A 25,175-nucleotide genomic window follows, 5' to 3' on the forward strand; every position below is an offset into this window, starting at 1 on the left:
CGAACTGAAATACGGAGATGCCCAGTTCAGCGGGCGGGCTTCAAAGTCCAGACGACGGTCATCTCGCAGGTGGTCACGCCGTCGGCGTCGGTGATCATGATATTCACCGGGAATTCGGGGCGCGTACCGGCCTCCAGTTCGGCGAGAACCTCGTCGGCGGGACGGCCGAGAACGGCCTCGGCGCGCACCACACCCATTGCGATCTTCTTGTAGGAGATCTCCGCGCGGACCGCGAGCGGCGTCGCCTTGCCCAGGTGTGCGGCGAACGCGGCCATGACGACAGCTCCGGACGCGGACTCGCCGAGACCGAACATCATCGCGGCGTGCGGCCCGCCGATGTGGTTGTGCAACGACGGGTTGTCCGGCAGCGAGGCGACGATGCGGGAGGGCGAGACCTCCTCGAACTCGATGCCGGTGGTCTTCACGTACGGCACGGCCTGCTTCATGGCGTCGGCGAGGAACGACACATCTTGGCTCATGGGACCGGATGCTACCGGCGAGTAACCCGCGCTGCTACCCGTCGGTAACCACCACTCTGCGCTGCTGTGCCGCTCCACTGTGGAGTGAGACCTGAAACTCACTTGCAATCTGGTCGACCGGGATGGATGCTTGTAGCGAGCAACTAGTTGGGTGATACAAGCAACGAGGTGTCAGATGGTCGATCCGGGCAGGTGCATGGCCGTCGATCCCGAGCACGAGCTCGCGGATCGAGTGGGCATGGCCATGGTGCGACTGAACAAGATGCACGCCCAGGTCGCTCATCAGATGGCCAAGCAGGGCATGGACAAGTCCGCCTTCGTGCTGCTCGCGACGCTCTCCGGACTCGGTGAGTGCCGTTCGAGCGGTTTGGCGGAGGCTGTTCTGTCCGACCCGTCCACGGTCAGCAGGCAGGTGGCCGGGCTGGTGAAGGACGGACTTGTGGAGCGGCGCGCCGATCCGGCGGACGGCCGGGCCAGCGTGCTGGCGGTCACCGAAGCGGGGCGCCAGTTGCTCATCGAGCGACGCCGGCAGCGCAACAACGCGATCGAGCAGGTGTTCGCGGACTGGCCCGACGAGGACTTCAAGGGCTTCGCGGACCTGTTCGAACGCTTTGTCCAGGACTACGAGCGCACGATTCCGGCGCTTATGACCGAACGCGGGACGGGGACCCGCGCAGGAGGGGAAAAGTAGAGATGTCATCAACAACCGAGGCGACACCCACACCGGGCGTCTCCCTGACTCACCGCCAGATCATGACGGTGCTGTCCGGCCTGCTGCTGGGCATGTTCCTCGCCGCGCTGGACCAGATGATCGTCGCCAGCGCGATGAAGACCATCGCCGACCAGCTGCACGGCCAGACGCTCCAGGCGTGGGCGACCACCGCCTACCTGATCACGGCGACCATCACGACGCCGTTGTACGGCAAGCTGTCGGACATCTACGGGCGCAAGCCGATGTACCTCGCCGCGATCTCGCTGTTCCTCGCGGGTTCGCTGCTCTCGGGCATCGCGACGTCGATGTACGAGCTGGCCGCGTTCCGCGCGGTGCAGGGTCTCGGCGCCGGCGGTCTGATGTCGCTGGCGTTCGCGATCATGGCGGACATCATCTCGCCGCGTGAGCGCAGCAAGTACTCGGCTTACTTCATGGCCGTGTTCGGTTCGGCGAGCGTGCTCGGGCCGGTCATCGGCGGTGTGTTCGCGGGTCTGACCTCGTTCGCCGGCATCACCGGGTGGCGCTGGGTGTTCCTGGTCAACGTGCCGATCGCGCTGCTCGCGCTGTTCGTCGTCGGCCGCGTGCTGAACATCCCGCACCAGCGGGTCGACCACCGCATCGACTACCTGGGCGCGCTCACGCTGACCGTCGGCCTGGTGCCGCTGCTGATCGTGGCCGAACAGGGCCGCGAGTGGGGTTGGGCGTCCGGTACGTCGATCGCGATGTACGTGACCGGTGTGATCGGTCTGCTGGCGTTCGTGTGGGCCGAGATCCGCATGGGCGACGAGGCGATGCTGCCGATGCGGATGTTCCGCAACCACACGTTCGCGCTGGGCAACACGATCAACTTCGTGCTCGGCATCGGCATGTTCGGCGGCATGGTCTCCATCCCGCTGTACCTGCAGATCGTGAAGGGCGTGACCCCGACGGTCTCCGGCCTGATGCTGCTGCCGATGACGTTCGGCATCATGTCCGCCACGGCGATCGCGGGCCGCGTCACGTCGAAGACCGGGCGCTACAAGATCTTCCCGATCATCGGCGCCGGTCTGATGTCGGTCGCGCTGATCCTGCTCAGCACCATCGGCACGACCACGCCGAACTGGCAGGTCATGATCTACATGTTCGTCATGGGCGCCGGCCTCGGCCAGTGCATGCAGACGCTGCTGCTGGCGATCCAGAACGACGCCGAGCCGCGGGACATGGGCGTGGCGACCGCTTCGGCGACGTTCTTCCGCCAGATCGGTGGCACCGTCGGTACCGCGGTGTTCCTGTCGATCCTGTTCAGCACGGTCGGTGACAAGATCGCGGAGGGCCTCAAGGCCGCGATGCAGACCGAGGCGTTCAAGGTCGCGCTGGGCCACAACCCGGAGTTCGCCAAGGCGCTGCAGAGCGGTGGCGGGGCCGGTGTGGACATCAACAACACCGAGTTCCTCAACCACCTCGACCCGGTGCTGGCCAAGCCGTTCCTCGACGGGTTCTCCAGCGCGATCGACACGGTCTTCATGACCGGCGGGATCGTGATGATCGCGGCGTTCGTCCTCGTGTGGTTCCTGCGCGAGAAGCCGCTGTCGACCAGGTCGGGTCTGGAGCGGGTCGCGGACGCCGAGGCCGTCGCGATCCACTAACGGGCAAACGAAAAGGGCCGTCCTCCTCGCGGGGGACGGCCCTTTCGCGTGCGCTCAGTGGAAGGTCTCGCCGCGTGCCTCGGCGTCCTTCAAGCGCTGGTAGGAGCGCTCGATCTCGGCCTCGGCCTCGGTGCGGCCCACCCAGGACGCGCCCTCGACGCTCTTGCCGGGCTCCAGGTCCTTGTAGACCTCGAAGAAGTGCTGGATCTCCAGGCGGTCGAACTCCGCCAGGTGGTGGATGTCCCGCAGGTGCTCGTGCCGCGGGTCGTGGGCGGGGACGCAGAGAACCTTGTCGTCGCCACCCTTCTCGTCGGTCATGCGGAACATGCCGATGGCGCGGGCCGCGATCAGGCAGCCGGGGAACGTCGGTTCCTGGACGAGGACGAGGGCGTCCAGCGGGTCGCCGTCCTCACCCAGGGTGTTCTCGATGAACCCGTAGTCGGCCGGGTACTGCGTCGACGTGAACAACGTGCGGTCGAGGCGGATGCGGCCACTCTTGTGGTCCACCTCGTACTTGTTGCGCACGCCCTTGGGGATCTCGATCAGGACGTCGAACTCCACTGGTCCTCGCTCATGTAGCCCATTCGTGACGCCACTAGTGTGGACCACGACGCCCTGTCAACCCTCATCGGAGCGGCGGCTGGAGGGTGTGAGATTGCCCGTACCGAGCTGACGGAGGCCCTCTTGCCGGACGAGCCCCAGTGGCCGACCGACGATGACGACGCGGACCTGGACGAGCCGCTCGCCGAGCCAACGGTGCAGGTCAAGCGCCCGTCAGTGGACCAGCCGACCATGCGGTTCCCCGTCGCGGCGGTGCTGACGCCACCGTCCACACCGGAGCCCCCGCGCTCGTCCCCAGTTCGTTCCGCCCCGAACGATGCTGGTGCCGCGGCTGGTGGCACGGGTGTGCCTTTGGCCGGTTCCGGCGGTGCTCCCGGTTCTGCCGGTGGATCTTCGGGTGGGAAGTCTCACGGGCAGGTTGGGCCGGACGGTGGCCAACCCGCCGAACCTCCGCGTGCGGCGCCGATGCGGATCGCGCCTGGGGAGCAGGGCAAGGCCGCGCCGGTGGTCGAGCCGAAGAGCGACCAGACCCGCGTGGTGGCCAAACCAGCGGCCAAGCCCGAAGTTGTCCACAGGCCGGACCAGAAGACGACAGAACTGTCGGTGCCGCCTGGCAAAATTGAAAACGGGGGACCCCAGGGAGGGGACCCCCGCGCGAGCATGGCCCCGAACGCCAAGACGGCTCGGGTCGACCAGCTGCCGATGGACAAGTCGTGGTTCGACCAGCCGGTCAAACTCGATGGATCTGCTCGCCAGGACTCGCAGCGCACCGAGCCCCAGCGCACGGAACCGCAGCGCCCCGAGTCGCAGCGCCCCGAGTCGCAGCGTGCGGACTCGCAGCGCACGGACTCGCAGCGCTCCGATTCGCAACGCTCCGAGTCACAGCGCTCCGAGTCACAGCGCACGGATTCGCAGCGCTCTCAGTCTCAGCGCACCGAGATGTTGCGCGTTGACCAGCTGCAACGCCCGGAACCCCTGCGCCAGGAGCCGTCGCGCCTCGGATCGTCGCGCCAAGAACCTCAGCGTGCCGAGTCTCTGCGCACGGATTCGCAGCGCACCGGGTCGGAGCGCACTGAGATGTTGCGCGTTGACCAGCTGCAGCGCCCGGAACCCCCGCGCCAGGAGCCCTCGCGCCCCGAACCGTCGCGCCAAGAACCCCAGCGCGCCGAGTCTCTGCGCCAGGACCCGTCGCGCCAGGACCCGTCGCGCCAGGAACCCTCGCGCCAGGAACCCTCGCGCCAAGATCCCTCGCGCCAAGATCCCTCGCGCCAAGATCCCTCGCGCTTCGACCAGCCCCAGCGGCCGGTTTCCGTCCCCGAGCAGACCCAGCGCCAGGAAAAGCCTCTCCGCGAGACCCTCCCCGTCTCCGGCTACGAGGAAGAGCCGGAAGACCGGCTGAGCACCTCCGACGAGCCCAAGAAGGGCCGCAAGCCCCTCGCGGTCGTGCTCGGCCTGCTGGTCGTCGCCGCGCTCGCCGGCGCCACCATCTACGCGGTCAACGAGTTCGGCGGCCCCACGGCGATCGAGACCAAGCCGCCGGCGCCACCCGCCCAGGTGCAGCCGCTGGTCAAAGCGGCCACGGCAGGCGCACCGACCCCGTCCCCGCAAGGCGTGAAGGCCGCGCTCACCGGCCCCGCGGGCAACGCGGCGCTCGGCACCCTGACCGGCAGCGTCATCGACCCGGCCAGCGGCACCGCGTTGTGGCAGCAGGGCGACACCACGGCCGCGACCCCGGCGTCGAGCCTCAAGATCCTCACGGCCGCGGCGGCGTTGCTCAGCCTGGACAAGACGGAGCAGCTGTCCACGAAGGTCGTCCAGGGCGCGGAACCCGGCACCGTGGTGATCGTCGGCGGTGGCGACCCGACGATCTCCGGCACGCCCGGCAGCTCCGTCTACCCCGGCGCCGCGACGCTCGACGACCTGGTCAACCAGGTCAAGCAGAAGGGCGCGGTCACCAAGGTCCAGTTCGACCTCAGTCGCTACACGGGCGAGGCGCTCGGCCCGCAGTGGGAGAGCGCGGACATCGCGGGCGGTTCGGTCGCGCCGATCGTGCCGTTCATGCTCGACGGCGGCCGGCTCGACCCGAAGAAGGACGTGGCGGCCCGCACCGGCAGTCCCGCCCAGTCGGCCGCGGACGCGTTCGCGCAGCGCATCGGGGCTCCCGGCGCCACCGCGGGCACGGCTCCCCAGGGCGCGCAGGTGCTCGGCGAGATCAAGTCGGCGCCGATCGAGCAGCTCGTCGACAACATGATGCAGATCTCGGACAACGTCCTCACCGAGGCGGTCGCGCGCGAGATCGCGATCAAGTCCGGCAACGAGCCGTCGTTCGCGGGCGGGGTCAAGGCCGTGCGGGACGTCCTCACCAAGAACGGGTTCGACCTCACCGGCGCGAACTTCGTCGACGGCAGCGGTCTGAGTGCCACGAACAAGATCCCGGCCAAGCTGCTCACCGACGTGCTGGCCACCGCGGCCAAGCCGACGCTGGACGACCCGCGCACGGCCAAGCTGCGGCCGTTGCTGACGGCACTGCCGGTGGCGGGTGGCAGCGGCACCCTGGCCGAGCGCTACAACGGCAACGCTGCCGCCGGCAGGGGCTGGGTGCGGGCCAAGACCGGCACGCTCACCGGCGTCAACGCGCTCGCGGGCGTGGTCGTCGACGTGGACGGGCGAGTGCTGGTGTTCGCGTTCATGTCGGCGAGCAACGGCGACCCGCTGACCGCGGTCCGGCCCGCGCTGGACGTGATGGCCGCTGCGTTGCGGGGTTGTGGCTGTTCGTAGCGGGCCGGGCGCAGGTAGCGTCGGAAGCGTGAACGGCGCGACGGAGGCAGAGCTCGGCCCGGTGGACTGGGAGCTGGCGGTTTCGACCGCGGTGCGGCTCGTGAGACCAGGTCCGGTGATCGGGAAGGACGAGGCCGACCACGTCGTCGGCAGACTTCGCGACCTCGCGCCCCAGGCCGAGGTGCACGTCCGCGAGCTGACCGGGCTCGGCCAGGGCCTGCCGCTGCTGCCGGGTGAGGTCGTCGACCGTCCCGCGTGGGTGCGGGCGGCCGCGCAGGGGCTGGCGGCGTTGACCGGACCCGCGATGCCGCGTCAGGCCGGTGCGATGGCGAGCATCCTCGCGGGCACCGCCGGCGTGCAGGCGGGCGTTGTGATGGCGTTCCTGTCCTCGCGCGTGCTCGGCCAGTACGACCCGTTCAGCCCCAACGACCAGCTGGCCGGACGCCTGCTGCTCGTCGCGCCGAACATCGTTGGCGCGCAACAGGCCCTGGACGTGCCGGCGGACGACTTCAGCATGTGGGTGTGCCTGCACGAGTGCACGCACCGCCTGCAGTTCACCGGCGTGCCGTGGCTGCGCAAGTACTTCTCCGACCAGGTCACCACGCTTCTCTCCACAATGGACGACGACAGGGCGCCGCTGCCCGAGGTCATCCGCGACTTCCGGCACAAGCTGCGCGCCGGCGACGGCCCGATCGGCCTGATCGAGCTCATCCAGTCGCCGCAGCAGAAAGCCGTGCTGGACCGGCTGATCGCACTGTCCACTTTGCTCGAAGGCCACGCGGACCACGTGATGGACGCGGTCGGACCCACGGTCGTGCCGTCCGTGTCGACGATCCGCACCCGCTTCAGCGCTCGCCGCAAGGGTGGCGGCCTGCTCGACCGGATCCTGCGCACCGCGCTCGGCGTGGACGCGAAGGTGCGCCAGTACGAGGAAGGCGCCGCGTTCACCGAGTACGTCGTCGAACGCGTCGGCATGGACGGGTTCAACGCGATCTGGACCTCCGCCGAGACGCTGCCGACCCGCGCCGAGATCACCGAGCCGATGACCTGGCTGCGTCGCGTGGCCCCGTGAACGGTCCGGTCGCCGAGGTTCGCGGCGCGGTTCGCCGGTTCCTGGACGAGGTGCGTCCGGAAGCCGTGACGGTCGCGGTCTCCGGCGGCGCCGACTCCTTGGCGCTGGCGTACTGCGCCGGCCAGCTCGTGCCCGGTGCTTCGGCCGTTGTCGTCGATCACCAGCTGCAGCCGGGCTCGGCCGAGGTGGCGTTGCGCGCGGCCGGGCAGTGCGCCTCGTTCGGTCTCGTGGCGCGCGTGGAGACCGTTGAGGTGACTGGGCCGGGCGGTCCCGAGGCGGCGGCTCGCAAGGCCCGCTATGCCGCGCTGAGGCCTGCTTCCGGTGTCGTGCTGCTCGGCCACACGCTCGACGACCAGGCCGAGACGGTGCTCCTGGGGCTGGGCCGCGGGTCCGGTCCGCGGTCGATCGCGGGGATGCGTGCCCACGACCCGCCGTGGGGACGGCCGCTGCTCGGCGTTTCCCGGGCCGCTACGAGGGCTTTCTGCGCGGAGCAGGGCATCGAGGTGTGGGACGACCCGCACAACCTCGACCCGTCGTTCACGCGCGTGCGGCTGCGTGCCGAGGTGCTGCCGTTGCTGGAGGACGTGCTGCAGGGCGGCGTCGCGTCGTCGTTGGCACGCACGGCGGCCCAGCTTCGGGAGGACTGTGACGCACTCGACTCGCTGGCTTCGGCGTTCAGCGGCGACTGCTGTGCGGTGGACGACATCGCCGAGTTGCCCGTCGCACTTCGACGCAGAGTGCTCAGGACGTGGCTCATCGACTCCGGAGTGCCGGAACTGTCCGATTCACACCTGCGCCGCGTTGACGCACTGGTGAGTGAATGGCGCGGTCAGGGCGGTGTCTGGCTACCAGGTGGCTTTGTCGTGCGGCGCGCGCATGGCAGGCTCGCTGTTGAACCAGAGTCTTAAGCAGAGGGGACCTGTCCGTGTACGACGGCGACATCGCATCCGTGCTCATCACCGAGCAGGAGATCAGCGACAAGGTCACCGAACTCGCCAAGCAGGTCGCGGATGATCACCCAGAAGGTGACTCCGACCTCGTGCTCATCACCGTCCTCAAGGGCGCCGTGATGTTCATGGCCGATCTCGCACGTGCGCTGCCCGTTCCGGTGCAGCTGGAGTTCATGGCCGTTTCGTCCTATGGATCTTCCACGTCCTCCTCGGGCGTGGTGCGGATCCTGAAGGACCTGGACCGCGACATTGCCGACCGCAACGTCGTGATCGTCGAGGACATCATCGACTCCGGACTGACGCTCTCGTGGCTGCTGAAGAACCTGCAGTCGCGCAAGCCCAGGTCGCTCGAGGTGTGCACGCTGCTGCGCAAGCCCGACGCGGTGAAGGTCGAGGTGCCGGTGAAGTACGTCGGCTTCGACATCCCGAACGAGTTCGTGGTCGGGTACGGCCTCGACTACGCCGAGCGCTACCGCGACCTGCCCTACATCGGCACGCTGGACCCGAAGGTCTACTCCAGCTGAAAATGATGAACGGCGCTTTTGTCCACCTCAGGTGAACAAAAGCGCCGTTCATCATTTGGTCAGCAGGTCGGACGGCACCGGCGCTGGGACACGGCGTCCAGCAGCACGCCGCGGATGTCCTCCGGGTTGCGAGCCTGGTACGCCTTACCGCCACTGGCAGCGGAGATCGAGCGCAGAGCGTCCATGTCGACCTCGTCCCCGAGCCCGACCATGATGATCGGCACCGGCCGGGCGGGGTCCGCCTCCCGCTTCAACGTCTCGATCAACGCGGCGGTGTCGATCGAGGAGACGTCGTCGTTGCGGCCGTCCGTCATCAACACGACCGAGTTGACCTTCGACGGGTCGTACCCGGACAGCACGTGCCGATACGCGGCCAGCGTCGTGTCGTTCAACGCCGTACCGCCGCCGACGAGCCCGGGCAGCTGTGAAGCACCGGCCTCCAGGCGCTTGCGGCGCGTGACACCGGCCAGCGGCTCACCCAGCGGACCGATCGGGACGAGCTCGATCCAGTCGTTCGGCGGCTTCTTGTCCGTCGAGAACGCCCACAGACCGATCTGCGTGGTGTCCGGCAGCATCCCGAGAGCCGTCATGGACGCCTCGGTGGCGGCCTCGACGCGGGTCTTGCCGTTGCCGCTCTTCTCGATCATCGAGCCGGAGACGTCGATGACGGTCAGCATGCGCATGTCCAGGCTGATCGCGCCCCACGTGCGCAGCAGCTCGGAGACCTGGTCGGCGTTCGGGGTCTCGATCAGCTTGACGTCGCCTGCCTGCACGCCCTCGACGTCGGTCGACCACTTGGCCGGCGCGGCGCCCTGCACGGTGCGGAAGCCGGCCTCGCCGAAGCGCTTCACCGTTTCCGCCGAGCGCAGGGTCTTCTCGAACTGGGACGCGGCCTCGCCGATGCCCTCCGGCTCGTTCGGGCGGGAGACCCGGACCAGCGGGTAGTCGAAGGAGAGCGTGCCCTCCTTGGGCGGGGCGCCCAGCACCGCGTTGTCCTTGACGGAGCGGTTGTTGGCGACCACGGACTGTTCGGTGGCGGCGAAGAGCGGGGCCTTCTCGGCGTCCGTCGTGACCTTGCCGAACGAGTCGCGCACCGACGGCACGGCGCTGCGGCCAACGCGCAGCAGGGTGCCGACCAGCTCCGGCTTGGGGGTGCCGTCCGCGTTGCCGAGCAGGGTGCGGATCACGAACAGCGCGGCGAGACCCTCCGAGGTCATCGTCGGGTCGCTCATGGAGATCTGCACGCGCGGGTCGACGACCTTGGACCAGGAGACGGGGGAGACCGGGAAGCCGATCTTGCCCATCGCCTGTTGCGAGCCGGCCATCACCAGCGGGCTCGTGGCCAGGGACGGCTTGATGTCGAGCTTCGGGGCCTCCGGGCCGGTCTCCGCAGCCTGGCGCTGCGCTTCGGCGGCCCACATCGAGGAGTCGGGGATCCAGAGGGAGTGGGGGTTGATCTGCGCGGTCGGGAGCTCGTTGGCCACGTCGGCCGCGTTGCGCGACTCGACCTGGACCTGGACGCACCGGCCGTTCACCACCGGCTGCGACCGCTGGTAGTCCTGCGCTGCCGCGTTCACGACATCTAACGCGGCGGGTGTGACGGCGACCTTCAACGGCAGTGCGCCGGAGCAGTCGGCGCCGCTGGTGACACGCAGTGCCACGACCGTGACGCCCGCCGCCGCGACCACTCCGAGCAGGGCGCCCACGGGGAGGGCCACCCGCCGGAACAGACCGGGGGACGTGTGACGTGCTGACATACAGTTACTGACCTTCGGTCATGTGTTCACTCTTTCGAGTGGCGGGGGAACACTCGGGGGATGCATGAGGATGACATGTGACCCCCAAACGTAGTGAGACGGCGTGACCTGCGTCACTCATCCGGACGGCCGTATTTGTTCCGGATGAACCGAACAGCGTGAACATGCGTGGTGGGAGTCACCCGCGGGAACCACAGGGCAGGCCCGACCGTTGGGTGCTCAGTACCTGACCAGCGAGCGGTAGGCTGGTCGGACGCGGTATGTGGGTCTTCCACTGCCCGACGCGCAAGTCAGGGAGGGTCGAGGCCGCCCGCCGGCCGTAAGTGCATGGACCGCAAGCGCCTGCTTCGCAACCCGCTGCTGTGGATCGCTGCGGTGTTGCTGCTCTACTTCGTCTTCACCGTGCTCTTCGACGACTCACGGGGCTACCACCCGGTCAAGACGTCCCAAGCCCTGCAACAGGTGAGGGACGGCAAGGTCAAGGAAGCCACGATCGAGGACAAGGAGCAGCGGCTCCGGCTCACCCTCACCGACGGCACCACCTTCGAGGGCAGCAACCGTCTCATCACGCAGTTCCCGGCCAGCTCGACGGACGAGATCTTCAACGTCCTCGACCAGGCCGGCAACAAGCCGATCGTGGAGACCAAGGTCAGCCAGGAGTCCATCCTGATGCAGATCTTGATCTACCTCGTGCCGCTCGGCCTGCTGTTGCTGCTGCTGATGTGGATGATGAACAACGCTCAGGGCGGCGGTAACCGCGTTCTGAACTTCGGCAAGTCCAAGGCCAAACAGCTGTCCAAGGACATGCCCAAGACGACGTTCTCCGACGTCGCCGGTGCCGAGGAGGCCGTCGAGGAGCTCGAGGAGATCAAGGACTTCCTCCAGAACCCCGGCCGCTACCAGGCTCTCGGCGCGAAGATCCCGAAGGGCGTGCTGCTGTACGGCCCGCCGGGAACCGGTAAGACGCTGCTCGCCAGGGCCGTCGCCGGTGAGGCGGGCGTGCCGTTCTACTCGATCTCCGGTTCGGACTTCGTCGAGATGTTCGTCGGTGTCGGTGCCTCGCGTGTGCGCGACCTGTTCGAACAGGCCAAGCAGAACGCGCCGTGCATCATCTTCGTCGACGAGATCGACGCGGTCGGTCGTCACCGCGGCGCCGGTCTCGGCGGTGGTCACGACGAGCGCGAGCAGACGCTGAACCAGCTGCTCGTCGAGATGGACGGCTTCGACTCGCGCGGCGGGATCATCCTGATCGCGGCGACGAACCGTCCCGACATCCTCGACCCCGCACTGCTGCGTCCCGGCCGCTTCGACCGCCAGATCCCGGTGTCCGCACCGGACCTGAAGGGCCGCAAGCAGATCCTCCGGGTGCACTCGAAGGGCAAGCCGCTCGCCGCGGACGCCGACCTCGACGGACTCGCGAAGCGGACGGTCGGGTTCTCCGGCGCCGACCTCGCGAACGTCATCAACGAGGCCGCGCTGCTCACCGCGCGCAAGAACGGCCACGTCATCGACGGCTCCGCGCTCGAGGAGTCGGTGGACCGCGTGATCGGCGGTCCGGCCCGCAAGAGCCGGATCATCTCCGAGAAGGAGAAGAAGATCACCGCGTACCACGAGGCGGGGCACGCCCTGGCCGCGTGGGCGATGCCGGACATCGACCCGGTCTACAAGGTCACGATCCTCGCCCGCGGCCGCACGGGTGGTCACACCCTCTCGGTGCCGGAAGAGGACAAGGACCTGATGACCAGGTCCGAGATGATCGCGCGACTGGTGTTCGCACTGGGTGGCCGCTCGGCCGAGGAGCTCGTCTTCCACGAGCCCACGACCGGCGCGTCCAACGACATCGAGCAGGCGACCAAGATCGCCCGCGCGATGGTCACCGAGTACGGCATGAGCGCGAAGCTCGGTGCGGTGAAGTACGGGCAGGAGCAGGGCGAGCCGTTCCTCGGTCGCTCGGCCGGTCGCCAGGCGGACTACTCGCTGGAGGTCGCGCACGAGATCGACGAGGAGGTGCGCAAGCTCATCGAGGCGGCGCACACGGAGGCGTACGAGGTGCTGGTCACCTACCGCGACGTCCTCGACGACCTCACGCTCGAGCTCATCGAGAAGGAGACGCTGCACCAGAAGGAACTGGAGCGGATCTTCGCCCGCGTCGAGAAGCGGCCGCGCATCACCCAGTTCAACGACTTCGGTGACCGCACGCCGTCCGACATCCCGCCGATCAAGACGCCCGGCGAGCTGGCGAAGGAACGCGGCGAGCCGTGGCCGCCGGTCGTGGAGGACGCCCTCGACGACGAGCCGGAGGCGGTCGAGCCCGCAGCGGCACCGACCGAGGAGCTGCCGTCGTCGAACGGCACCAACGGCGCGCACCAGCCTTCCGGGGCGCCGAACCAGTCGGGTCCGCCGAACTACGGCGCCCCGCCCGGATGGACCCCGGCGACCGTGCCCGGCGGTAAGCCGCACAACGTCTGGGAGCCGAAGAAGCCGCAGTCCGACCAGGACGAGCGGCAGTGACAGAGCAACATCAGCTCGGCGCAGACGCCGGTCTCACCCGCAACGGGGAGGCCGGCGTCTCCGCGCGGCGGGTCTTCGACCAGGCACGGGCGGAAGCTGCGGTGCGCGAGTTGTTGATCGCGTGCGGTGAGGATCCGGAGCGCGAGGGCCTGAAAGAGACGCCCGCTCGGGTGGCGAGGGCTTACCGGGAGTTGTTCGCGGGTCTCTACACCGACCCGGACAGCGTGCTGGCCAAGACGTTCGACGAGAGCCACGAGGAACTCGTCCTCGTCACGGACATCCCGATGTTCAGCTTCTGCGAGCACCACCTGCTGCCGTTCCACGGCGTCGCGCACGTCGGGTACATCCCGAACGAGGCCGGCCGGGTGACCGGGTTGTCGAAGCTCGCGCGGCTCGTCGATCTTTATTCGAAGCGGCCGCAGGTGCAGGAACGGCTCACGTCCCAGGTCGCGGACGCGCTGGTGCGGCGGTTGGAGCCGCGCGGCGTGATCGTCGTGATGGAGGCCGAGCACCTGTGCATGGGCATGCGCGGTGTGCGCAAGCCCGGTTCGCGCACCACGACCTCGGCGGTGCGCGGGTTGCTGCGCACGTCCGCCTCGTCGCGGGCGGAGGCGATCGAGCTGATCAGGGGCCGGCTGCGGTGAAAGGTCTGCCTCGCCCCGGCCGTTGCGTCGTGATGGGCGTTCTCAACGTCACGCCGGACTCGTTCTCCGACGGCGGCCGCTACCTGGACCGGGACGACGCGGTCGCGCACGGCGTCGAGATGCACAAGCGCGGCGCCGACCTGGTCGACGTCGGTGGCGAGTCCACCAGGCCCGGTGCGGAACGTGTCGAGGCCGCGGAGGAGATCTCCCGCGTCGTGCCGGTGATCCGGTCGCTGGTCGCCGAGGGTGTGCCGGTCAGCGTGGACACGATGCACGCCGCAGTGGCGTCGGCCGCGCTGGAGGCGGGCGCGTCGATCGTGAACGACGTGTCCGGTGGGCTGGCGGATCCCGAGATGATCCGCGTGGTCGCCGCGGCCGGTGTGCCGTACGTGGTGATGCACTGGCGTGGGCACAGCACGGAGATGGATTCGTTGGCGCAGTACGACGACGTCGTTTCGGATGTGCGGGACGAGTTGCTGCAGCGCGTCGAGGCTGCGGTCGCGGCAGGTGTCGCGGAGTCGTCCATCGTGCTCGACCCCGGACTGGGTTTCGCGAAGCTCGGCGACCACAACTGGGAGTTGTTGCAGCGCTTGGACGAGCTGGTCGAGCTGGGCTACCCGGTGCTGGTGGGGGCATCGCGCAAACGCTTCCTCGGCACGTTGCTCGGCAACCGTCCACCGGACGGCAGGGAGGACGCGACCGCGGCGGTGTCTGCTCTCGCTGCGTTCAACGGAGCGTGGGGTGTGCGGGTGCACGACGTCGACCGGACCTTGGACGCGGTCGCCGTCGCCGGTGCGTGGAGGCGGGGACATGGCTGACCGGATCGCGTTGACGGGCCTGCGGGTTCGGGGCAACCACGGGGTTTTCGAGCACGAGAAGCGCGACGGCCAGGAGTTCGTCGTCGACATCACGCTGTGGCTGGACCTCTCGTCGGCTGCTCGCAGCGACGATTTGAAGGAGACCTACCACTACGGCGAGCTCGCCGAGATGGCCGCGGCGATCGTCGGTGGCGAGCCGTGCGACCTCATCGAGACGGTGGCCGGGCGGATCGCCGACGCGGCGATGACCGACACCCGGCTGCACGCGGTCGAGGTGACGCTGCACAAGCCGTCCGCGCCGATCCCGCTGACGTTCGACGACGTGTCGGTGACGATCCGCCGGTCGCGCCGGTTGGCGGCGCCGCTGAAGGAACCCCGGTGAGCCGCGCCGTTCTCTCGATCGGGTCGAACCTGGGTGACCGCTTCGCGTTCCTGCAGTCGGTGGTGGACGGGCTCTCCCCTTACGTGGTCGCGGTGTCGCCCGTCTACGAAACTGCCGCGTGGGGCGTGGAGGACCAGCCGGACTTCCTCAACGCCGTGGTGATCGTGTCGGGCCCGGACGTCGACGAGTGGGGCTGGCTGCGGCGCGGTCAGGAGCTGGAGAACGCCGCCGGGCGCGTCCGGGAGAAGCGCTGGGGGCCGCGCACGTTGGACGTGGACGTGGTTTCGGTGGACGGGGTGACCTCGGACCACCCGGAGCTGCTGCTGCCGCATCCTGGGGCCCATGAGAGGGCCACCGTGCTGATCCCGTGGCTCGACGTCGAGCCGGACGCGGTGTTGCCGGGCCACGGCCCTGTTTCTTCTTTGCCCGTGTCGTCGGAAGGTGTGCGGCGGCGTGACGATCTCGTGCTTTCCGGTTGGATGGACTCGTGAGGTTCACCCGTCCTCGTGACCTGGCGACGATCGCGATCATCGCCGGGCTGCTGACCCACCTGGTGCTCCGGCTCGCGTACGACTCGCTGCCGCCGTTGCCGCGTGCGTCCGGTTCGACGTTGCTCGCCCTCGGGGCGGTGGAGCTCTGGCTCGCGTTCTCCTTGCGGGCTCGGATCCAGCGGCGGCCGGGTGCCCGGCCGGTGCAGCCGCTCACCGCGGCCCGTGCGGTCGCGCTGGCGAAGGCTTCCTCGGTTTTGGGCGCGTTGATGTTCGGCGCCTGGGCCGGTCTGCTGATCTACACCATCCCGGTGCGCGACGAGTTCGCCGCGGCGGGGAACGACCTGTTCGCGGCCGTTGTCGGGATGGTTTCGGCGGTTGGCTTGACGGCTGCCGCGCTCTGGTTGGAACACTGTTGCAAGACGCCGACGGAGACTCCCGGGAAGGATTAGATACCCGGCCGTAGGTCTCAGTCGCATAACTACGCGGTACCCTCGTGCCCATGACCGGGCGAGGCGCGTCGGCCGACGACGAGCAGGAAGATCACGGTCGTGGCACCGGGCGTTTGCTGTTAGTAGCGGCATTGGCGCTCGCCCTGGTGGCCGCGGCGGTGCTCGTTGCGAGCGACAGCGCCCGCATGCTGCGCCTGGCCGTGGTGGCCGCGCTGTGGGCCGCTCTCGTAGGAGCCTTCCTCGCCGCCAAGTACCGCAAACAGGTCACCGAGCGTGACGAGGAGGTGGCCGACCTCCAGTCCGTCTACGAGCTGGAGCTGGAGCGCGAGGTAGCCGCCCGCCGCGAGTACGAGCTGGAGATCGAGTCCGAGACCCGCAAGCGGATCGAGGAGGAGTCGCGCGCGGACATCGAGGCCCTGCGCGCCGACCTGCACGCGTTGCGCGACAACCTCCAGGCGTTGCTGGGCGGCGACGTGCTGGTCGAACGCGTGGCTCTGCGCGCCGAGTCCACCCGCCTGCGCTCCCTGGCCTCCGACGCCGCGCGCTTGGCCTCGCTGCCCGAGAACCGCATCATCAACGCCAAGCCCGCGATCACCGCCTCGGTCACGACCTCCTCTTCGGTGGAAAAGCCTTCCGAACGCACCGAGCTCATCGAGCGCGTCGCCCACGAGGCCAAGATGCAACCGCCGCGCCGCGAGCCGTTGCGCCCGGAGCCCGCGCGCCCGGAGCCGGCCCGCACCTCGCCCCGCCCGCAGCCGGCCGTCGTGCGCCGCGAGCCCGTGAAAGCCGCGAAGCAGGAACCGCCCCGCCCCCAGCAGCGCCCCTCCGGCGGCGTCGCAGCCCGGCTGGGCGGCGTGGCACCCCAGGTCGCCCAGCCGCAGCCGGTGAAGCCCCCCGCCCCGCCTCAGCAGCAGGTGCAGGCTCAGGTCAACCGCACCGAACGCGTGCCGCGCCCGCAGCCCCAGAACCGCACCGAGGCCTTGTCCCGCCCGGCCGAGCCCCCGAAGGCCCCGGCCGCCGTCGCCAAGGCGGTCGAGACCCGCAAGCCCGAACCGCGCTCCCGCGTGGCCGAGCGCACCGAGATGATCGACCCGTCCGCCCTGGCCGAGTCCCGCGCCACGGCCACCGGCGGCGGCCGTCGCCGTGCCGACGACCGCCCGGCTCCCGAGCAGGACAGCGGCTCGTGGGAAACCCTGAAGCCTTCCTCCGGCGGCTCGCCGTCGAGTGGCCGCCGCCGCGCGGACGACGCCCCGGCTCGCGAGGAAGCCCCCCGAGCCCGCCGCGCCTCCGAGGACTCGCTGGTCTCGCTCCCCCCAGTAGGCCGCCGCGCCGCCGAGCAGTCCTCAGCCCGCCTGCCAGTGGTGCCGACGGGCCGCCGATCCGCAGCCGACGAGCCCCCGGTTTCCGGCCGCCGAGTGGCCGAGGACTCCTCCACCCGCCTGCCCGCGGTCTCCACCGGCCGCCGTGCCGCGCCCGAGGACCCGTCGGGTGCGCACGCGGACGGCAAGTCGGTGAGCGAACTCCTGGCGTCTCTCGGCGGTGGCGATGCGCCTCGTCGTCGGCGCCGGCGGGACGAGTAGCGGCTCGTCGGTGGTGCGCCCGTGACGGGAAGTCGGTGACCAGGCTGGTTGGCGACGGCTCGTGCACGCGCCCTGGGACCCGTCGGCTGCGGTCGGCAAGTCCGCGTCGGCGGGACGACCGAGCTGGCGACGACTCGCGTGCTGCTACTTGTCGATGTCGCCGACGATCACGGCGAACGAGCTGAGCACCGCAGGCAGGTCGTCCACCTTGGTGCCGGGCAACAAAGCTGACAGCGCCTGGACGTTGTTGAAGGACGGCGTGCGCAGCTTGAGGCGCCACGGCGTCTTCTCACCGCGCGACGACAGGTGCACGCCCGACGTGCCGAGCGGTGCCTCGACGCGGGTGTAGACCGAACCCTCGGGTGCCTTGATGGCCTTGGGCAGGCGGAGGTTCACCGGGCCCGATGGCAGCTGGTCCAGGCACTGCGAGGCCAACGTGACGGACAGCTGCACCTCGGACAGAAGGCACCGCACGCGCGCAGCGGCGTCGCCCTCTGTCCGAACAACGGGCGTGAAGGACAACGACTTGTAGGCGGGCAACGGATCGTCGCGCCGCAGGTCGAAGTCGACGCCGCTGGCTCGCCCGATCGGGCCGGTCACGCCGTACGCCAAAGCATCGGCGTGCGGCAGCACGCCGAGGCCTGACAAAGCAGCGAAATCAATGGCGAGAGAGGATGCGTCCACAGTGGACAGGAATGAGGCGACTCGGGAGGTCCAGCCCGCCGGGACGTCCTCGCGCAGGCCGCCGATCCGGTTGAACATGAAGTGGATGCGGCCGCCCGAGGCCTCTTCCATCAGGGACTGCACGCCCTCGCGGTAGATGGCGGCCTCAGCGCACAACGGAGTCAGGAACACCATGTGCGCCATCAGGCGGTTGAGCTCGCACAGCAGGGCGCGCAGCCATTGGGCGCGGGCCGGGACGTCCATGCCCGTCATGCGTTCCACGGCCAGGGCGACGGCCAGTTCGTTGCAGAAGGCGGAGAGCCAGTCGTGGCGGTTGGCGAGCGTCAGGACCTGGCGGTAGTCGCGGACCTCGAACAGCTTCTCGGCGCCGCGGTGCAGGTGGCCCACCAGGGGCTCGGCGGCGGTGATCACCAGGTCTGGCGTGACGGTCAGGCGCAGGCGGTAGGCGCCGTGGGCCGACGGGTGCAGTGGGCCCAGGTCGATCACGCGGTCTACGCCCAGGTACTGGGCACCCGCGCCCACGCCGACGGTGATCTGCTCGCTCACCCGAGCATGGTGTCACGCCCTCGTGACCGCGAAGAGGAAGCACCCGTGCGAGAGACTGCGGACCTGCAGCGACTCGATCGACGGATCCGTGAACAGCCCCTCGACGGCCTGCCCGAACGAGCCGGGCGAGACGACCGAGCCGTCGTTGATCTGGCCTGCCGCGTTGTAGGAGCGCAGGATCCGGGATTCGTCCAGCAGCTCGTCGGGCAGGCGGTCCAACGAGGGCGTGTCGGGGCATTCCACGTGCGTGAAGATCGGGCCGACCTCCTCGTACGGGCCCTTGCCGGACGTGGGCGAGTAGCGGAACAGCCAGACCGGCTCGTCCGGCAGCGACCTCCGCAGGCAGCAGCGCAGCGGCACGCCGGGTTCGGAGGCGCGGTACTCCCGGCCGGGGTCGGAGAACGAGGCGGACGGCGAGACGTTGTGGATTCGCATGACAAGAACGATCGTCGTCAGGCCGAGGAAAAGCTGGCGGGAATCGGACGCCAGGACGGCAACGCGGGCAGCAGGTCCGAGACGTCCACACCGCGACCGTGCAACAGCCAGCCGAACCCACCGAGCCCACGCGGGTCACGCAGCTCAGCGATCCGACCGGCGCGAGCAGCCGACTCCAGCCACTCCCACCCGGAACCGGAAACAGAACCGGTCAAACCCAAGGCGCCCAACGCATCCCGCTGCGACACCAGAACGAAATCCCCACCGGCAGCAGCAGCGCACGCGTCCAAAGCCACGTGCGCGGTGATGTCGCAGGAACCGTCGAACACCGGCGGAACCTGCCGCCCGTCCCGATACCCGGTCAGCGTGAAGCGCCGCGACGACACCAGATGCCCGTAGTCGATCGCCAGCGCCGCCCCGCGAACCGACGAGACCGCCGCCGCCCAAGCCGCATCCCGGGGCGCCCCCACCTCGGCCTGCTCTCCCGGAGCAAGGGATGGCCACCATCGAGTGATCCACGGATCGGCGGAAGGCCCGGTCACCACGGGGCACGGGATCGAGTCGAGCCACTCGTGCCCGACCAGCAGCCCGACACACGAAGGAATGGAAGTGGTCCACCGAACTCCGGGCAGCGACACCGGAGGCCCGAGCTCGACGGCCGTCACCCGCAACCGGGCAGCGAGCGACCCGGAGGCCTGAGACCTCACTGCGAACGCCAGCTCACCGCCACCGGCACCGACGTCGACGAAGTCCAGGACCTGCGGAAACCCCAACGCGGCGTCGACCCGCGCCAGCAACGACAACAACGCGGAAGCAAGCTCCGGACCCACCAGCGGCGAGGTCCGGAAGTGCGCAGCAGGCTTCTCCCCGCGGGCGAAGAAACCGGAAGGCCCGTACAAAGCGGCGTGCCAAGCGGCTTCCCAGTCGAACATCCGTCAAGTGTGCATCTAAGGTCATTTCCCGTGAACGACGCCGACCTCACGCCGACGCCGACCCGCAAGCGCATCGAGCAGCGCCGCTGGACCGTCCTGTTCCCCGTGGTGGGGCTGATCGCCCTGGCCGCGGCGGGTCTCGTGCTGTTCGCGCTGGGCACGTCGGCCATCGGCATCGAGCCGTTGCTGGTCGGTGCCGCCGCGGCGCTCATCCCGGTCGCGTTCGTGGTGAGCGCGTTCCTGTGGATCGACCGCTGGGAGCCGGAACCGGCGAAGATGCTGCTCTTCGCGTTCCTGTGGGGCGCGTGCGGAGCAACGATCAGCTCGCTCGCGTTCAACCAGACCAGCCGCGTGCTCGGCGATCTGCTCACCAACGACGGCACGACGTTCACCGCGGTGGTCGGCGCGCCGATCGTCGAGGAGGCGACCAAGGCCGCGTTCCTGGTGGCCGTGTACCTGCGCCGCCGGCACGAGTTCGACGGCGTCGTCGACGGCATGGTCTACGCGGGCATCACGGCCGCGGGCTTCGCGTTCACCGAGAACATCTGGTACTTCGGCCGGGTCTTCCTGGAGAACGGGCTCGGCGGCATGGGCGGCGGGGTGATCGCGCTGTTCGTGCTGCGCGGGGTGCTCTCGCCGTTCGCGCACCCGCTGTTCACGTCGATGACCGGCATCGGGGTCGGCATCGCCGCCAGCTCCAGCAACACCAGGACCAAGATCCTCGCGCCGATCGGCGGCTATCTCACGGCGGTCGGCCTGCACTCGCTGTGGAACTTCTCCACGACGGTCGGCACCGGCGCGGAGTTCATCAACCTCTACTTCCTGATCATGGTGCCGGTGTTCGCGGGAGCCGTCGCGATCGTGGTCTGGCAGCGCCGCCGGGAGCAGCGGATCGTGGCAGGACAGCTCGCGGCGATGGCGCAGAACCGGTGGATCGCGACCAGCGAGGTGGCGTTGCTGGCGAGCCTCGAAGGGCGCAGGAACTGGCTGCGGGCGGTCCGGCGAAAGTCCGGTGACTCGTCGGCCAAGGCCGTGAAGACCTACCAGGAAGCGGTCACCGAGCTCGCGTTCCTGCGGCACCGAATCGAGCAGGGAACAGCGGGTCAGAGCGCCGAACAGCGGCACGGGGTGCTGCTCGACACGCTGAACGCGGCCAGGCTCGCCGCTCGCCGGTGAGTCCTGTCACCGACCGGCCTCAAGCCAGGATCGGCGGGATTACCCTCGGCGGCGTCGTCTGGTACCCGAACCGGGACTGGAACGTCAGAAGGAGTTAGTCGCATGGACGCGACCCCACGTCCGGCCAGGCTCGCCGTAGGTGTCATCTCGGCAGGCCGCGTCGGTTCGGTGCTGGGCGCCGCGCTGGCCAGGACCGGTCACGTGGTGGTCGGCACGTCCGCCGTCTCCCAGGCCTCCCGCAACCGCGCGGAGGACCTGCTGCCCGGTGTCCCCGTCGAGGACCCGACCGAAGTCGCCCGGCGCGCCGACCTCGTGCTGCTCGCGGTGCCGGACGACGAGCTGGAAGGCCTCGTGAAGGGCCTCGTCGCCACCGAGTCGTTGCGCGCGGGCCAGATCATCGTCCACACGTCCGGCGCTCAGGGCGTGAAAGTCCTCGAACCCGCAGCTCAGCTGGGTGCGTTGACGCTCGCCCTGCACCCCGTCATGACCTTCACCGGCCGCGAGGAAGACCTGCAGCGGATGCGTGCCGCGTGTGTCGGCGTCACGGCCGCGGACGGCGACGAGGTGGCGTGGAGCGTCGGCGAAGCGCTGGTCGTGGAGATGGAGGCGGAGCCGATCCGGGTGCCGGAGGCCGTCCGCCCGCTCTACCACGCGGCACTGGCCCACGGCGCGAACCACCTGATCACGCTGGTCCGCGACGCCGCCGACCTGCTGACCGGCGCGGGCATCCCCAACGCCGAACGCCTGCTCGGCCCGTTGCTGTCCGCGGCGCTCGACAACGCGCTGCGCCACGGTGACCGCGCCCTCACCGGTCCGGTCGCCCGAGGCGACACGGGTACCTTGCGCAAGCACCTCGGCGTGCTCGCCGGCCAGGCACCCGAGATCCTGCCCAGCTACCGCGTGCTCGCCCGCCGCACCGCCGACCGGGCCGAGCACTCCGGGCTGCTCAAGCCCGACGCGGCCAACGACGTTCGCACCACTCTTGAGGACTGACGTGACCAAGCCACTGACCAAGGACGACTACCGCCCGAACGACGTCACGGTGCACCGCGACCCCGCCCGGCTGAACCGGGTGATCAGGGCGCTGCGCAACGCCGGTCGCAACGTCGCGCTGGTGCCCACGATGGGCGCACTGCACGCGGGCCACCGGCAGCTGATCCGCGAGGCGCAGGTCATGCAGAACACGGTGGTCGTGGTGTCGATCTTCGTGAACCCGTTGCAGTTCGGGCCGAACGAGGACCTCGCGAAGTACCCCCGCCAGTTCGAGTCCGATGTGGACATCTGCCGCGAGGAGCGCGTCGGCATCGTCTTCGCGCCGTCGGTCGAGGACATGTACCCGGCGGGCGCGCAGGTCACCGTGCACCCCGGTCCGCTGGGCGACGAGCTGGAGGGCATCGTCCGTCCCGGCCACTTCGCGGGCGTGCTCACGGTCGTGTCGAAGCTGTTCAACATCGTGCAGCCCACGTACGCGGTGTTCGGGCAGAAGGACTACCAACAGCTGCAGCTGATCCACAAGATGGCGCGGGACCTCAACTTCCCGCTGGACGTCGTCGGCGTGCCGACCGTCCGCGAGCCCGACGGCCTCGCGCTGTCGTCGCGCAACGCCTACCTGAGCCCGGAGCAGCGCCAGCAGGCCATCACGCTGTCGGCCGCGCTGACCGCCGGTGCGCACGTGTCCTCGCAGGGCGCCGACGCGGTGCTCAAGGCCGCGCACGACGTGCTCGCGCAGACGCCCGAGATCGAGCTCGACTACCTGGAGCTGCGCGGGGTCGACCTCGGTCCCGCGCCGGAGAACGGCGACGCGCGGCTGCTCGTGGCGGCCCGCGTCGGTTCCACCCGCCTGATCGACAACATCGCGGTGTTGCTCGGCGAAGGCGACGAGTAGGGGGAAATGGCCATGTTCCGCACGATGCTGAAGTCCAAGATCCACCGGGCCACCGTGACGCAGGCCGACCTGCACTACGTCGGCTCGGTGACGGTGGACGAGGACCTGATGGAGGCCGCCGACCTGCTGGCGGGCGAACAGGTCGCCATCGTCGACGTCTCCAACGGCGCGCGCCTGGAGACCTACGTCATCCCCGGCGAGCGCGGCACCGGCGTGCTGGGCATCAACGGCGCGGCGGCGCACCTCGTGCACCCCGGCGACATCGTGATCCTGATCGCCTACGGGCAGATGGACGACGCCGAGTCGCGCACCTACCAGCCGCGCGTCGTCTTCGTGGACGCCGACAACAAGGTCGTCGATCTCGGTTCCGACCCCGCGCACGCCCCGGAGGGGTCCGGACTGGTGAACGGCTCCACCAGCGCGCCTTCTTCTGAGACCGTTGAGGCGACCGCGCTCGACGCGTTGATCCAGGCCGAGAACTGAGGAATCACAAGTGCTGCTCGCCATCGACGTCGGCAACACCAACATCGTGCTCGGTCTGTACGACGGGGTCGGCGACACGGCCCCGCTCGTGCGCGACTGGCGGATGCGCACCGACGCCAGGATGACCGCCGACGAGCTCGCGCTGACCATGCGCGGCCTGCTCGGCGAGTACGCCGACAAGATCACCGGCATCTCCGCGCTGTCCACCGTGCCCGCGGTGCTGCGCGAGCTGCGGGTGATGCTCGGGCGCTACTACGACGCGGTGCCGAAGATCCTGGTCGAGCCGGGCGTGAAGACGGGCGTGCCGCTGCTCGTGGACAACCCGAAGGAGGTGGGCTCGGACCGCGTGATCAACACGCTGGCCGCGCACCACCTGTACTCGACCTCGTGCATCGTCGTCGACTTCGGCACGTCCACGAACCTCGACGTGATCTCGTCGCGCGGCGAGTTCCTCGGTGGTGCGCTGGCACCGGGCATCGAGATCTCGGTCGACGCCCTGGCCGCCCGTGCGGCCCAGCTGCGCAAGGTCGAGCTGGTCAGGCCGCGCAACGTGATCGGCAAGAACACCGTCGAGTGCCTGCAGTCCGGCATCGTCTGGGGTTTCGTCGGCCAGGTGGACGGGCTGGTGCGCAAGATCACCGAGGAGCTCCAGCAGACCGACCCGGGCCCGGTCACGGTGATCGCGACCGGTGGCCTGGCGCCGTTGGTGGTCTCGGAGTCCTCGACGATCGCGCACCACGTGCCCGACCTGACCCTGCTGGGGTTGCGGCTCGTGTTCGAGCGCAACATGCCTACTCGCTGACGCGCACCACCCGGAAAGCCTCCACGCGCAGGGAGACGTCGAACGGCCCGTTCGACGTCTCCGGACGTGAACGGAGGAACGCGAGCATCTTGTCGTTGATCGCAGCCCGTTCCTCGTCGTCGATGACGAGCAGGCGCGAATGGGTGTTCACGGTGGCGATGAGCGCCTCCGGTGAGTCCCGGCGATGCACGTGCGGGAACGTCTTCTCCTCGACCGGCCCGAACGACGGGTGCGCCATGACGCCTGTCGGGTCGTTGCGCTGAGGCTCGACGCTGGACGCCGACACCCGCTCGAACTCCGTGTACCACTCGACGTCCGGGTCGGGCGAGAGCCACAACGCCGCCAGCACGCCGCCGGGCCGCAGCACGCGGGCGATCTCCGGCAGCGCCTTCTCCTGGTCGAACCAGTGGTAGGCGGTGCCGACGAACACCGCGTCGACCGACTCGTCGCGCACCGGGATGTGCTCCGCGTGGCCGGGCAGCGCGCGCACGTCGTGAACGCGGCGCACGAGCTCGGACAGCATCTGCTCGTTGGGCTCCACGGCTGTCACACGGTGGCCCTCTGCGACAAGCCCCGCGGCCAGCTTGCCGGTGCCGGCGGCGAGGTCGAGCACGTCTAAGCGCTCGGACGTGCCCAGAGGCTCCAGCGCCCACCGGATCGCCGCCACGGGATAGTCAGGCCGGTGTTCGGCGTAGGCCTCGGCCTGCGCGCCGAACGAGTCCGCTCGCCTCGCGTGTAGATCCATCACCCCAACCTAGTTCGTGGCGCCTCGGCCGGAATGTCCCGGTAGGTTTGTTCAGGTCCGAACGACCCGGTGCGCGCGGTCGCGCACCCCCGAGGTGAAGATCCTCCTCGATTGCACCTCAGCGGAAGCAGGGCTTGCGCCGGGCTGGATCGTG

At 69.4% G+C, this 25,175-nt stretch carries 25 protein-coding genes; 18 read left to right on the forward strand and 7 right to left on the reverse strand.

Features of this window, described 5'->3' with window-relative positions:
• Nucleotides 1-26: 26 nt before the first annotated feature.
• On the reverse strand, nucleotides 27-479 hold the full coding sequence (locus ABZX92_RS11110; protein WP_355556582.1) for a DUF4442 domain-containing protein: 453 nt from the start codon (nucleotides 477-479) through the stop codon (nucleotides 27-29).
• A gap of 175 nt (nucleotides 480-654) precedes the next feature.
• On the opposite strand from ABZX92_RS11110, the gene ABZX92_RS11115 reads away from it, so the two are divergent.
• Nucleotides 655-1,170, forward strand: coding sequence for a MarR family transcriptional regulator (locus tag ABZX92_RS11115; RefSeq protein WP_355556585.1), 516 nt, complete (start codon nucleotides 655-657; stop codon nucleotides 1,168-1,170).
• A gap of 62 nt (nucleotides 1,171-1,232) precedes the next feature.
• Nucleotides 1,233-2,816 (forward strand): MDR family MFS transporter, encoded by a 1,584-nt coding sequence (locus ABZX92_RS11120; protein WP_355556588.1) that lies wholly within the window; start codon nucleotides 1,233-1,235, stop codon nucleotides 2,814-2,816.
• Between the two features lie 54 nt (nucleotides 2,817-2,870).
• Here the strand turns inward: ABZX92_RS11120 and ABZX92_RS11125 are convergent, their stop codons facing one another.
• On the reverse strand, nucleotides 2,871-3,377 hold the full coding sequence (locus ABZX92_RS11125) for an inorganic diphosphatase (RefSeq protein ID WP_355556591.1): 507 nt from the start codon (nucleotides 3,375-3,377) through the stop codon (nucleotides 2,871-2,873).
• Nucleotides 3,378-3,500: 123 nt separating this feature from the next.
• Here ABZX92_RS11125 and dacB point away from each other — a divergent pair, with 123 nt between their 5' ends.
• Genes dacB through hpt form a run of 4 tightly spaced genes read left to right on the forward strand, consistent with a single transcriptional unit; the run spans nucleotide 3,501 to nucleotide 8,701 of the window.
• Nucleotides 3,501-6,155 (forward strand): D-alanyl-D-alanine carboxypeptidase/D-alanyl-D-alanine-endopeptidase, encoded by a 2,655-nt coding sequence (dacB, locus tag ABZX92_RS11130; protein WP_355556594.1) that lies wholly within the window; start codon nucleotides 3,501-3,503, stop codon nucleotides 6,153-6,155.
• A gap of 28 nt (nucleotides 6,156-6,183) precedes the next feature.
• The gene (locus ABZX92_RS11135) at nucleotides 6,184-7,227 is read left to right on the forward strand and encodes a zinc-dependent metalloprotease (protein ID WP_355556597.1); all 1,044 of its coding nucleotides are present in this window, start codon (nucleotides 6,184-6,186) and stop codon (nucleotides 7,225-7,227) included.
• Nucleotides 7,224-8,135 carry a tRNA lysidine(34) synthetase TilS gene (gene tilS, locus ABZX92_RS11140; protein WP_355556600.1) on the forward strand — a complete coding sequence of 304 codons (912 nt, stop codon included), beginning with the start codon at nucleotides 7,224-7,226 and terminating at the stop codon, nucleotides 8,133-8,135. The genes ABZX92_RS11135 and tilS overlap by 4 nt, the downstream gene beginning before the upstream one ends.
• 17 nt (nucleotides 8,136-8,152) lie before the next feature.
• A complete protein-coding gene (gene hpt, locus ABZX92_RS11145) occupies nucleotides 8,153-8,701 on the forward strand; it encodes a hypoxanthine phosphoribosyltransferase (RefSeq protein ID WP_045317223.1) in 549 nt (182 codons plus the stop codon).
• Between the two features lie 59 nt (nucleotides 8,702-8,760).
• On the opposite strand, the gene ABZX92_RS11150 is transcribed toward hpt, so the two are convergent.
• Complete coding sequence (locus ABZX92_RS11150; protein WP_355556603.1) at nucleotides 8,761-10,458, reverse strand: substrate-binding domain-containing protein; 1,698 nt, start codon at nucleotides 10,456-10,458, stop codon at nucleotides 8,761-8,763.
• Between the two features lie 327 nt (nucleotides 10,459-10,785).
• Between ABZX92_RS11150 and ftsH the strand changes: the two genes are divergently transcribed.
• From ftsH to ABZX92_RS11185, 7 genes are read left to right on the forward strand one after another with little or no spacing between them, the layout of a single operon-like run.
• On the forward strand, nucleotides 10,786-12,969 hold the full coding sequence (ftsH, locus tag ABZX92_RS11155) for an ATP-dependent zinc metalloprotease FtsH (protein ID WP_355556606.1): 2,184 nt from the start codon (nucleotides 10,786-10,788) through the stop codon (nucleotides 12,967-12,969).
• A complete protein-coding gene (folE, locus tag ABZX92_RS11160) occupies nucleotides 12,966-13,613 on the forward strand; it encodes a GTP cyclohydrolase I FolE (protein ID WP_355556608.1) in 648 nt (215 codons plus the stop codon). The genes ftsH and folE overlap by 4 nt, the downstream gene beginning before the upstream one ends.
• 32 nt (nucleotides 13,614-13,645) lie before the next feature.
• Nucleotides 13,646-14,431: a dihydropteroate synthase gene (gene folP / locus ABZX92_RS11165; protein ID WP_355556677.1), complete on the forward strand. Its 786-nt coding sequence runs from the start codon at nucleotides 13,646-13,648 to the stop codon at nucleotides 14,429-14,431.
• On the forward strand, nucleotides 14,424-14,813 hold the full coding sequence (gene folB / locus ABZX92_RS11170) for a dihydroneopterin aldolase (RefSeq protein WP_355556611.1): 390 nt from the start codon (nucleotides 14,424-14,426) through the stop codon (nucleotides 14,811-14,813). The genes folP and folB overlap by 8 nt, the downstream gene beginning before the upstream one ends.
• Nucleotides 14,810-15,304 (forward strand): 2-amino-4-hydroxy-6-hydroxymethyldihydropteridine diphosphokinase, encoded by a 495-nt coding sequence (folK, locus tag ABZX92_RS11175; RefSeq protein ID WP_355556614.1) that lies wholly within the window; start codon nucleotides 14,810-14,812, stop codon nucleotides 15,302-15,304. Before folB ends, folK begins: the two co-directional genes overlap by 4 nt.
• Nucleotides 15,301-15,753 carry a DUF3180 domain-containing protein gene (locus ABZX92_RS11180; protein WP_355556617.1) on the forward strand — a complete coding sequence of 151 codons (453 nt, stop codon included), beginning with the start codon at nucleotides 15,301-15,303 and terminating at the stop codon, nucleotides 15,751-15,753. The genes folK and ABZX92_RS11180 overlap by 4 nt, the downstream gene beginning before the upstream one ends.
• A gap of 50 nt (nucleotides 15,754-15,803) precedes the next feature.
• Nucleotides 15,804-17,333: a DUF6779 domain-containing protein gene (locus tag ABZX92_RS11185; RefSeq protein ID WP_355556620.1), complete on the forward strand. Its 1,530-nt coding sequence runs from the start codon at nucleotides 15,804-15,806 to the stop codon at nucleotides 17,331-17,333.
• Nucleotides 17,334-17,477: 144 nt separating this feature from the next.
• Here ABZX92_RS11185 and ABZX92_RS11190 read toward each other — a convergent pair whose 3' ends face one another.
• From ABZX92_RS11190 to ABZX92_RS11200, 3 genes are read right to left on the reverse strand one after another with little or no spacing between them, the layout of a single operon-like run.
• Nucleotides 17,478-18,563 (reverse strand): NADH-quinone oxidoreductase subunit D, encoded by a 1,086-nt coding sequence (locus ABZX92_RS11190; protein ID WP_355556623.1) that lies wholly within the window; start codon nucleotides 18,561-18,563, stop codon nucleotides 17,478-17,480.
• Nucleotides 18,564-18,575: 12 nt separating this feature from the next.
• The gene (locus tag ABZX92_RS11195; RefSeq protein ID WP_355556626.1) at nucleotides 18,576-18,998 is read right to left on the reverse strand and encodes a DUF1203 domain-containing protein; all 423 of its coding nucleotides are present in this window, start codon (nucleotides 18,996-18,998) and stop codon (nucleotides 18,576-18,578) included.
• Nucleotides 18,999-19,015: 17 nt separating this feature from the next.
• Nucleotides 19,016-19,930: an SAM-dependent methyltransferase gene (locus tag ABZX92_RS11200; RefSeq protein WP_355556629.1), complete on the reverse strand. Its 915-nt coding sequence runs from the start codon at nucleotides 19,928-19,930 to the stop codon at nucleotides 19,016-19,018.
• 30 nt (nucleotides 19,931-19,960) lie between these two features.
• Between ABZX92_RS11200 and ABZX92_RS11205 the strand changes: the two genes are divergently transcribed.
• The 5 genes from ABZX92_RS11205 (at nucleotide 19,961) to ABZX92_RS11225 (ending at nucleotide 24,276) form a co-directional block, all read left to right on the forward strand.
• Nucleotides 19,961-21,106 (forward strand): PrsW family intramembrane metalloprotease, encoded by a 1,146-nt coding sequence (locus tag ABZX92_RS11205; protein ID WP_355556632.1) that lies wholly within the window; start codon nucleotides 19,961-19,963, stop codon nucleotides 21,104-21,106.
• 102 nt (nucleotides 21,107-21,208) lie between these two features.
• A complete protein-coding gene (locus tag ABZX92_RS11210) occupies nucleotides 21,209-22,099 on the forward strand; it encodes a DUF2520 domain-containing protein (RefSeq protein ID WP_355556634.1) in 891 nt (296 codons plus the stop codon).
• Between the two features lies 1 nt (nucleotide 22,100).
• Nucleotides 22,101-22,991, forward strand: coding sequence for a pantoate--beta-alanine ligase (panC, locus tag ABZX92_RS11215; RefSeq protein WP_355556636.1), 891 nt, complete (start codon nucleotides 22,101-22,103; stop codon nucleotides 22,989-22,991).
• A gap of 12 nt (nucleotides 22,992-23,003) precedes the next feature.
• On the forward strand, nucleotides 23,004-23,474 hold the full coding sequence (panD, locus tag ABZX92_RS11220; protein WP_355556679.1) for an aspartate 1-decarboxylase: 471 nt from the start codon (nucleotides 23,004-23,006) through the stop codon (nucleotides 23,472-23,474).
• A 10-nt stretch (nucleotides 23,475-23,484) separates the two neighbouring features.
• Nucleotides 23,485-24,276 (forward strand): type III pantothenate kinase, encoded by a 792-nt coding sequence (locus ABZX92_RS11225; protein ID WP_355556639.1) that lies wholly within the window; start codon nucleotides 23,485-23,487, stop codon nucleotides 24,274-24,276.
• Here the strand turns inward: ABZX92_RS11225 and ABZX92_RS11230 are convergent.
• Nucleotides 24,266-25,021: a methyltransferase domain-containing protein gene (locus ABZX92_RS11230; RefSeq protein ID WP_355556641.1), complete on the reverse strand. Its 756-nt coding sequence runs from the start codon at nucleotides 25,019-25,021 to the stop codon at nucleotides 24,266-24,268. The genes ABZX92_RS11225 and ABZX92_RS11230 overlap by 11 nt on opposite strands.
• Nucleotides 25,022-25,175 lie beyond the last annotated feature (154 nt).

Origin of the sequence: Lentzea sp. NPDC006480, from assembly GCF_040611995.1 — a bacterium.
In the GTDB taxonomy this organism is placed as follows: domain Bacteria; phylum Actinomycetota; class Actinomycetes; order Mycobacteriales; family Pseudonocardiaceae; genus Lentzea.

What these genes read in the sequence shown, in the direction of transcription:
- ABZX92_RS11110 (WP_355556582.1), bottom strand. Translation starts at nt 479, where the DNA reads ATGAGCCAAGATGTGTCGTTCCTCGCCGACGCCATGAAGCAGGCCGTG.
- ABZX92_RS11115 (WP_355556585.1), top strand. Translation starts at nt 655, where the DNA reads ATGGTCGATCCGGGCAGGTGCATGGCCGTCGATCCCGAGCACGAGCTC.
- ABZX92_RS11120 (WP_355556588.1), top strand. Translation starts at nt 1,233, where the DNA reads ATGACGGTGCTGTCCGGCCTGCTGCTGGGCATGTTCCTCGCCGCGCTG.
- ABZX92_RS11150 (WP_355556603.1), bottom strand. Translation starts at nt 10,458, where the DNA reads ATGTCAGCACGTCACACGTCCCCCGGTCTGTTCCGGCGGGTGGCCCTC.
- ftsH (WP_355556606.1), top strand. Translation starts at nt 10,786, where the DNA reads ATGGACCGCAAGCGCCTGCTTCGCAACCCGCTGCTGTGGATCGCTGCG.
- folP (WP_355556677.1), top strand. Translation starts at nt 13,646, where the DNA reads ATGGGCGTTCTCAACGTCACGCCGGACTCGTTCTCCGACGGCGGCCGC.
- folB (WP_355556611.1), top strand. Translation starts at nt 14,424, where the DNA reads ATGGCTGACCGGATCGCGTTGACGGGCCTGCGGGTTCGGGGCAACCAC.
- ABZX92_RS11185 (WP_355556620.1), top strand. Translation starts at nt 15,804, where the DNA reads ATGACCGGGCGAGGCGCGTCGGCCGACGACGAGCAGGAAGATCACGGT.
- ABZX92_RS11195 (WP_355556626.1), bottom strand. Translation starts at nt 18,998, where the DNA reads ATGCGAATCCACAACGTCTCGCCGTCCGCCTCGTTCTCCGACCCCGGC.
- ABZX92_RS11200 (WP_355556629.1), bottom strand. Translation starts at nt 19,930, where the DNA reads ATGTTCGACTGGGAAGCCGCTTGGCACGCCGCTTTGTACGGGCCTTCC.
- ABZX92_RS11210 (WP_355556634.1), top strand. Translation starts at nt 21,209, where the DNA reads ATGGACGCGACCCCACGTCCGGCCAGGCTCGCCGTAGGTGTCATCTCG.
- panD (WP_355556679.1), top strand. Translation starts at nt 23,004, where the DNA reads ATGTTCCGCACGATGCTGAAGTCCAAGATCCACCGGGCCACCGTGACG.
- ABZX92_RS11230 (WP_355556641.1), bottom strand. Translation starts at nt 25,021, where the DNA reads ATGGATCTACACGCGAGGCGAGCGGACTCGTTCGGCGCGCAGGCCGAG.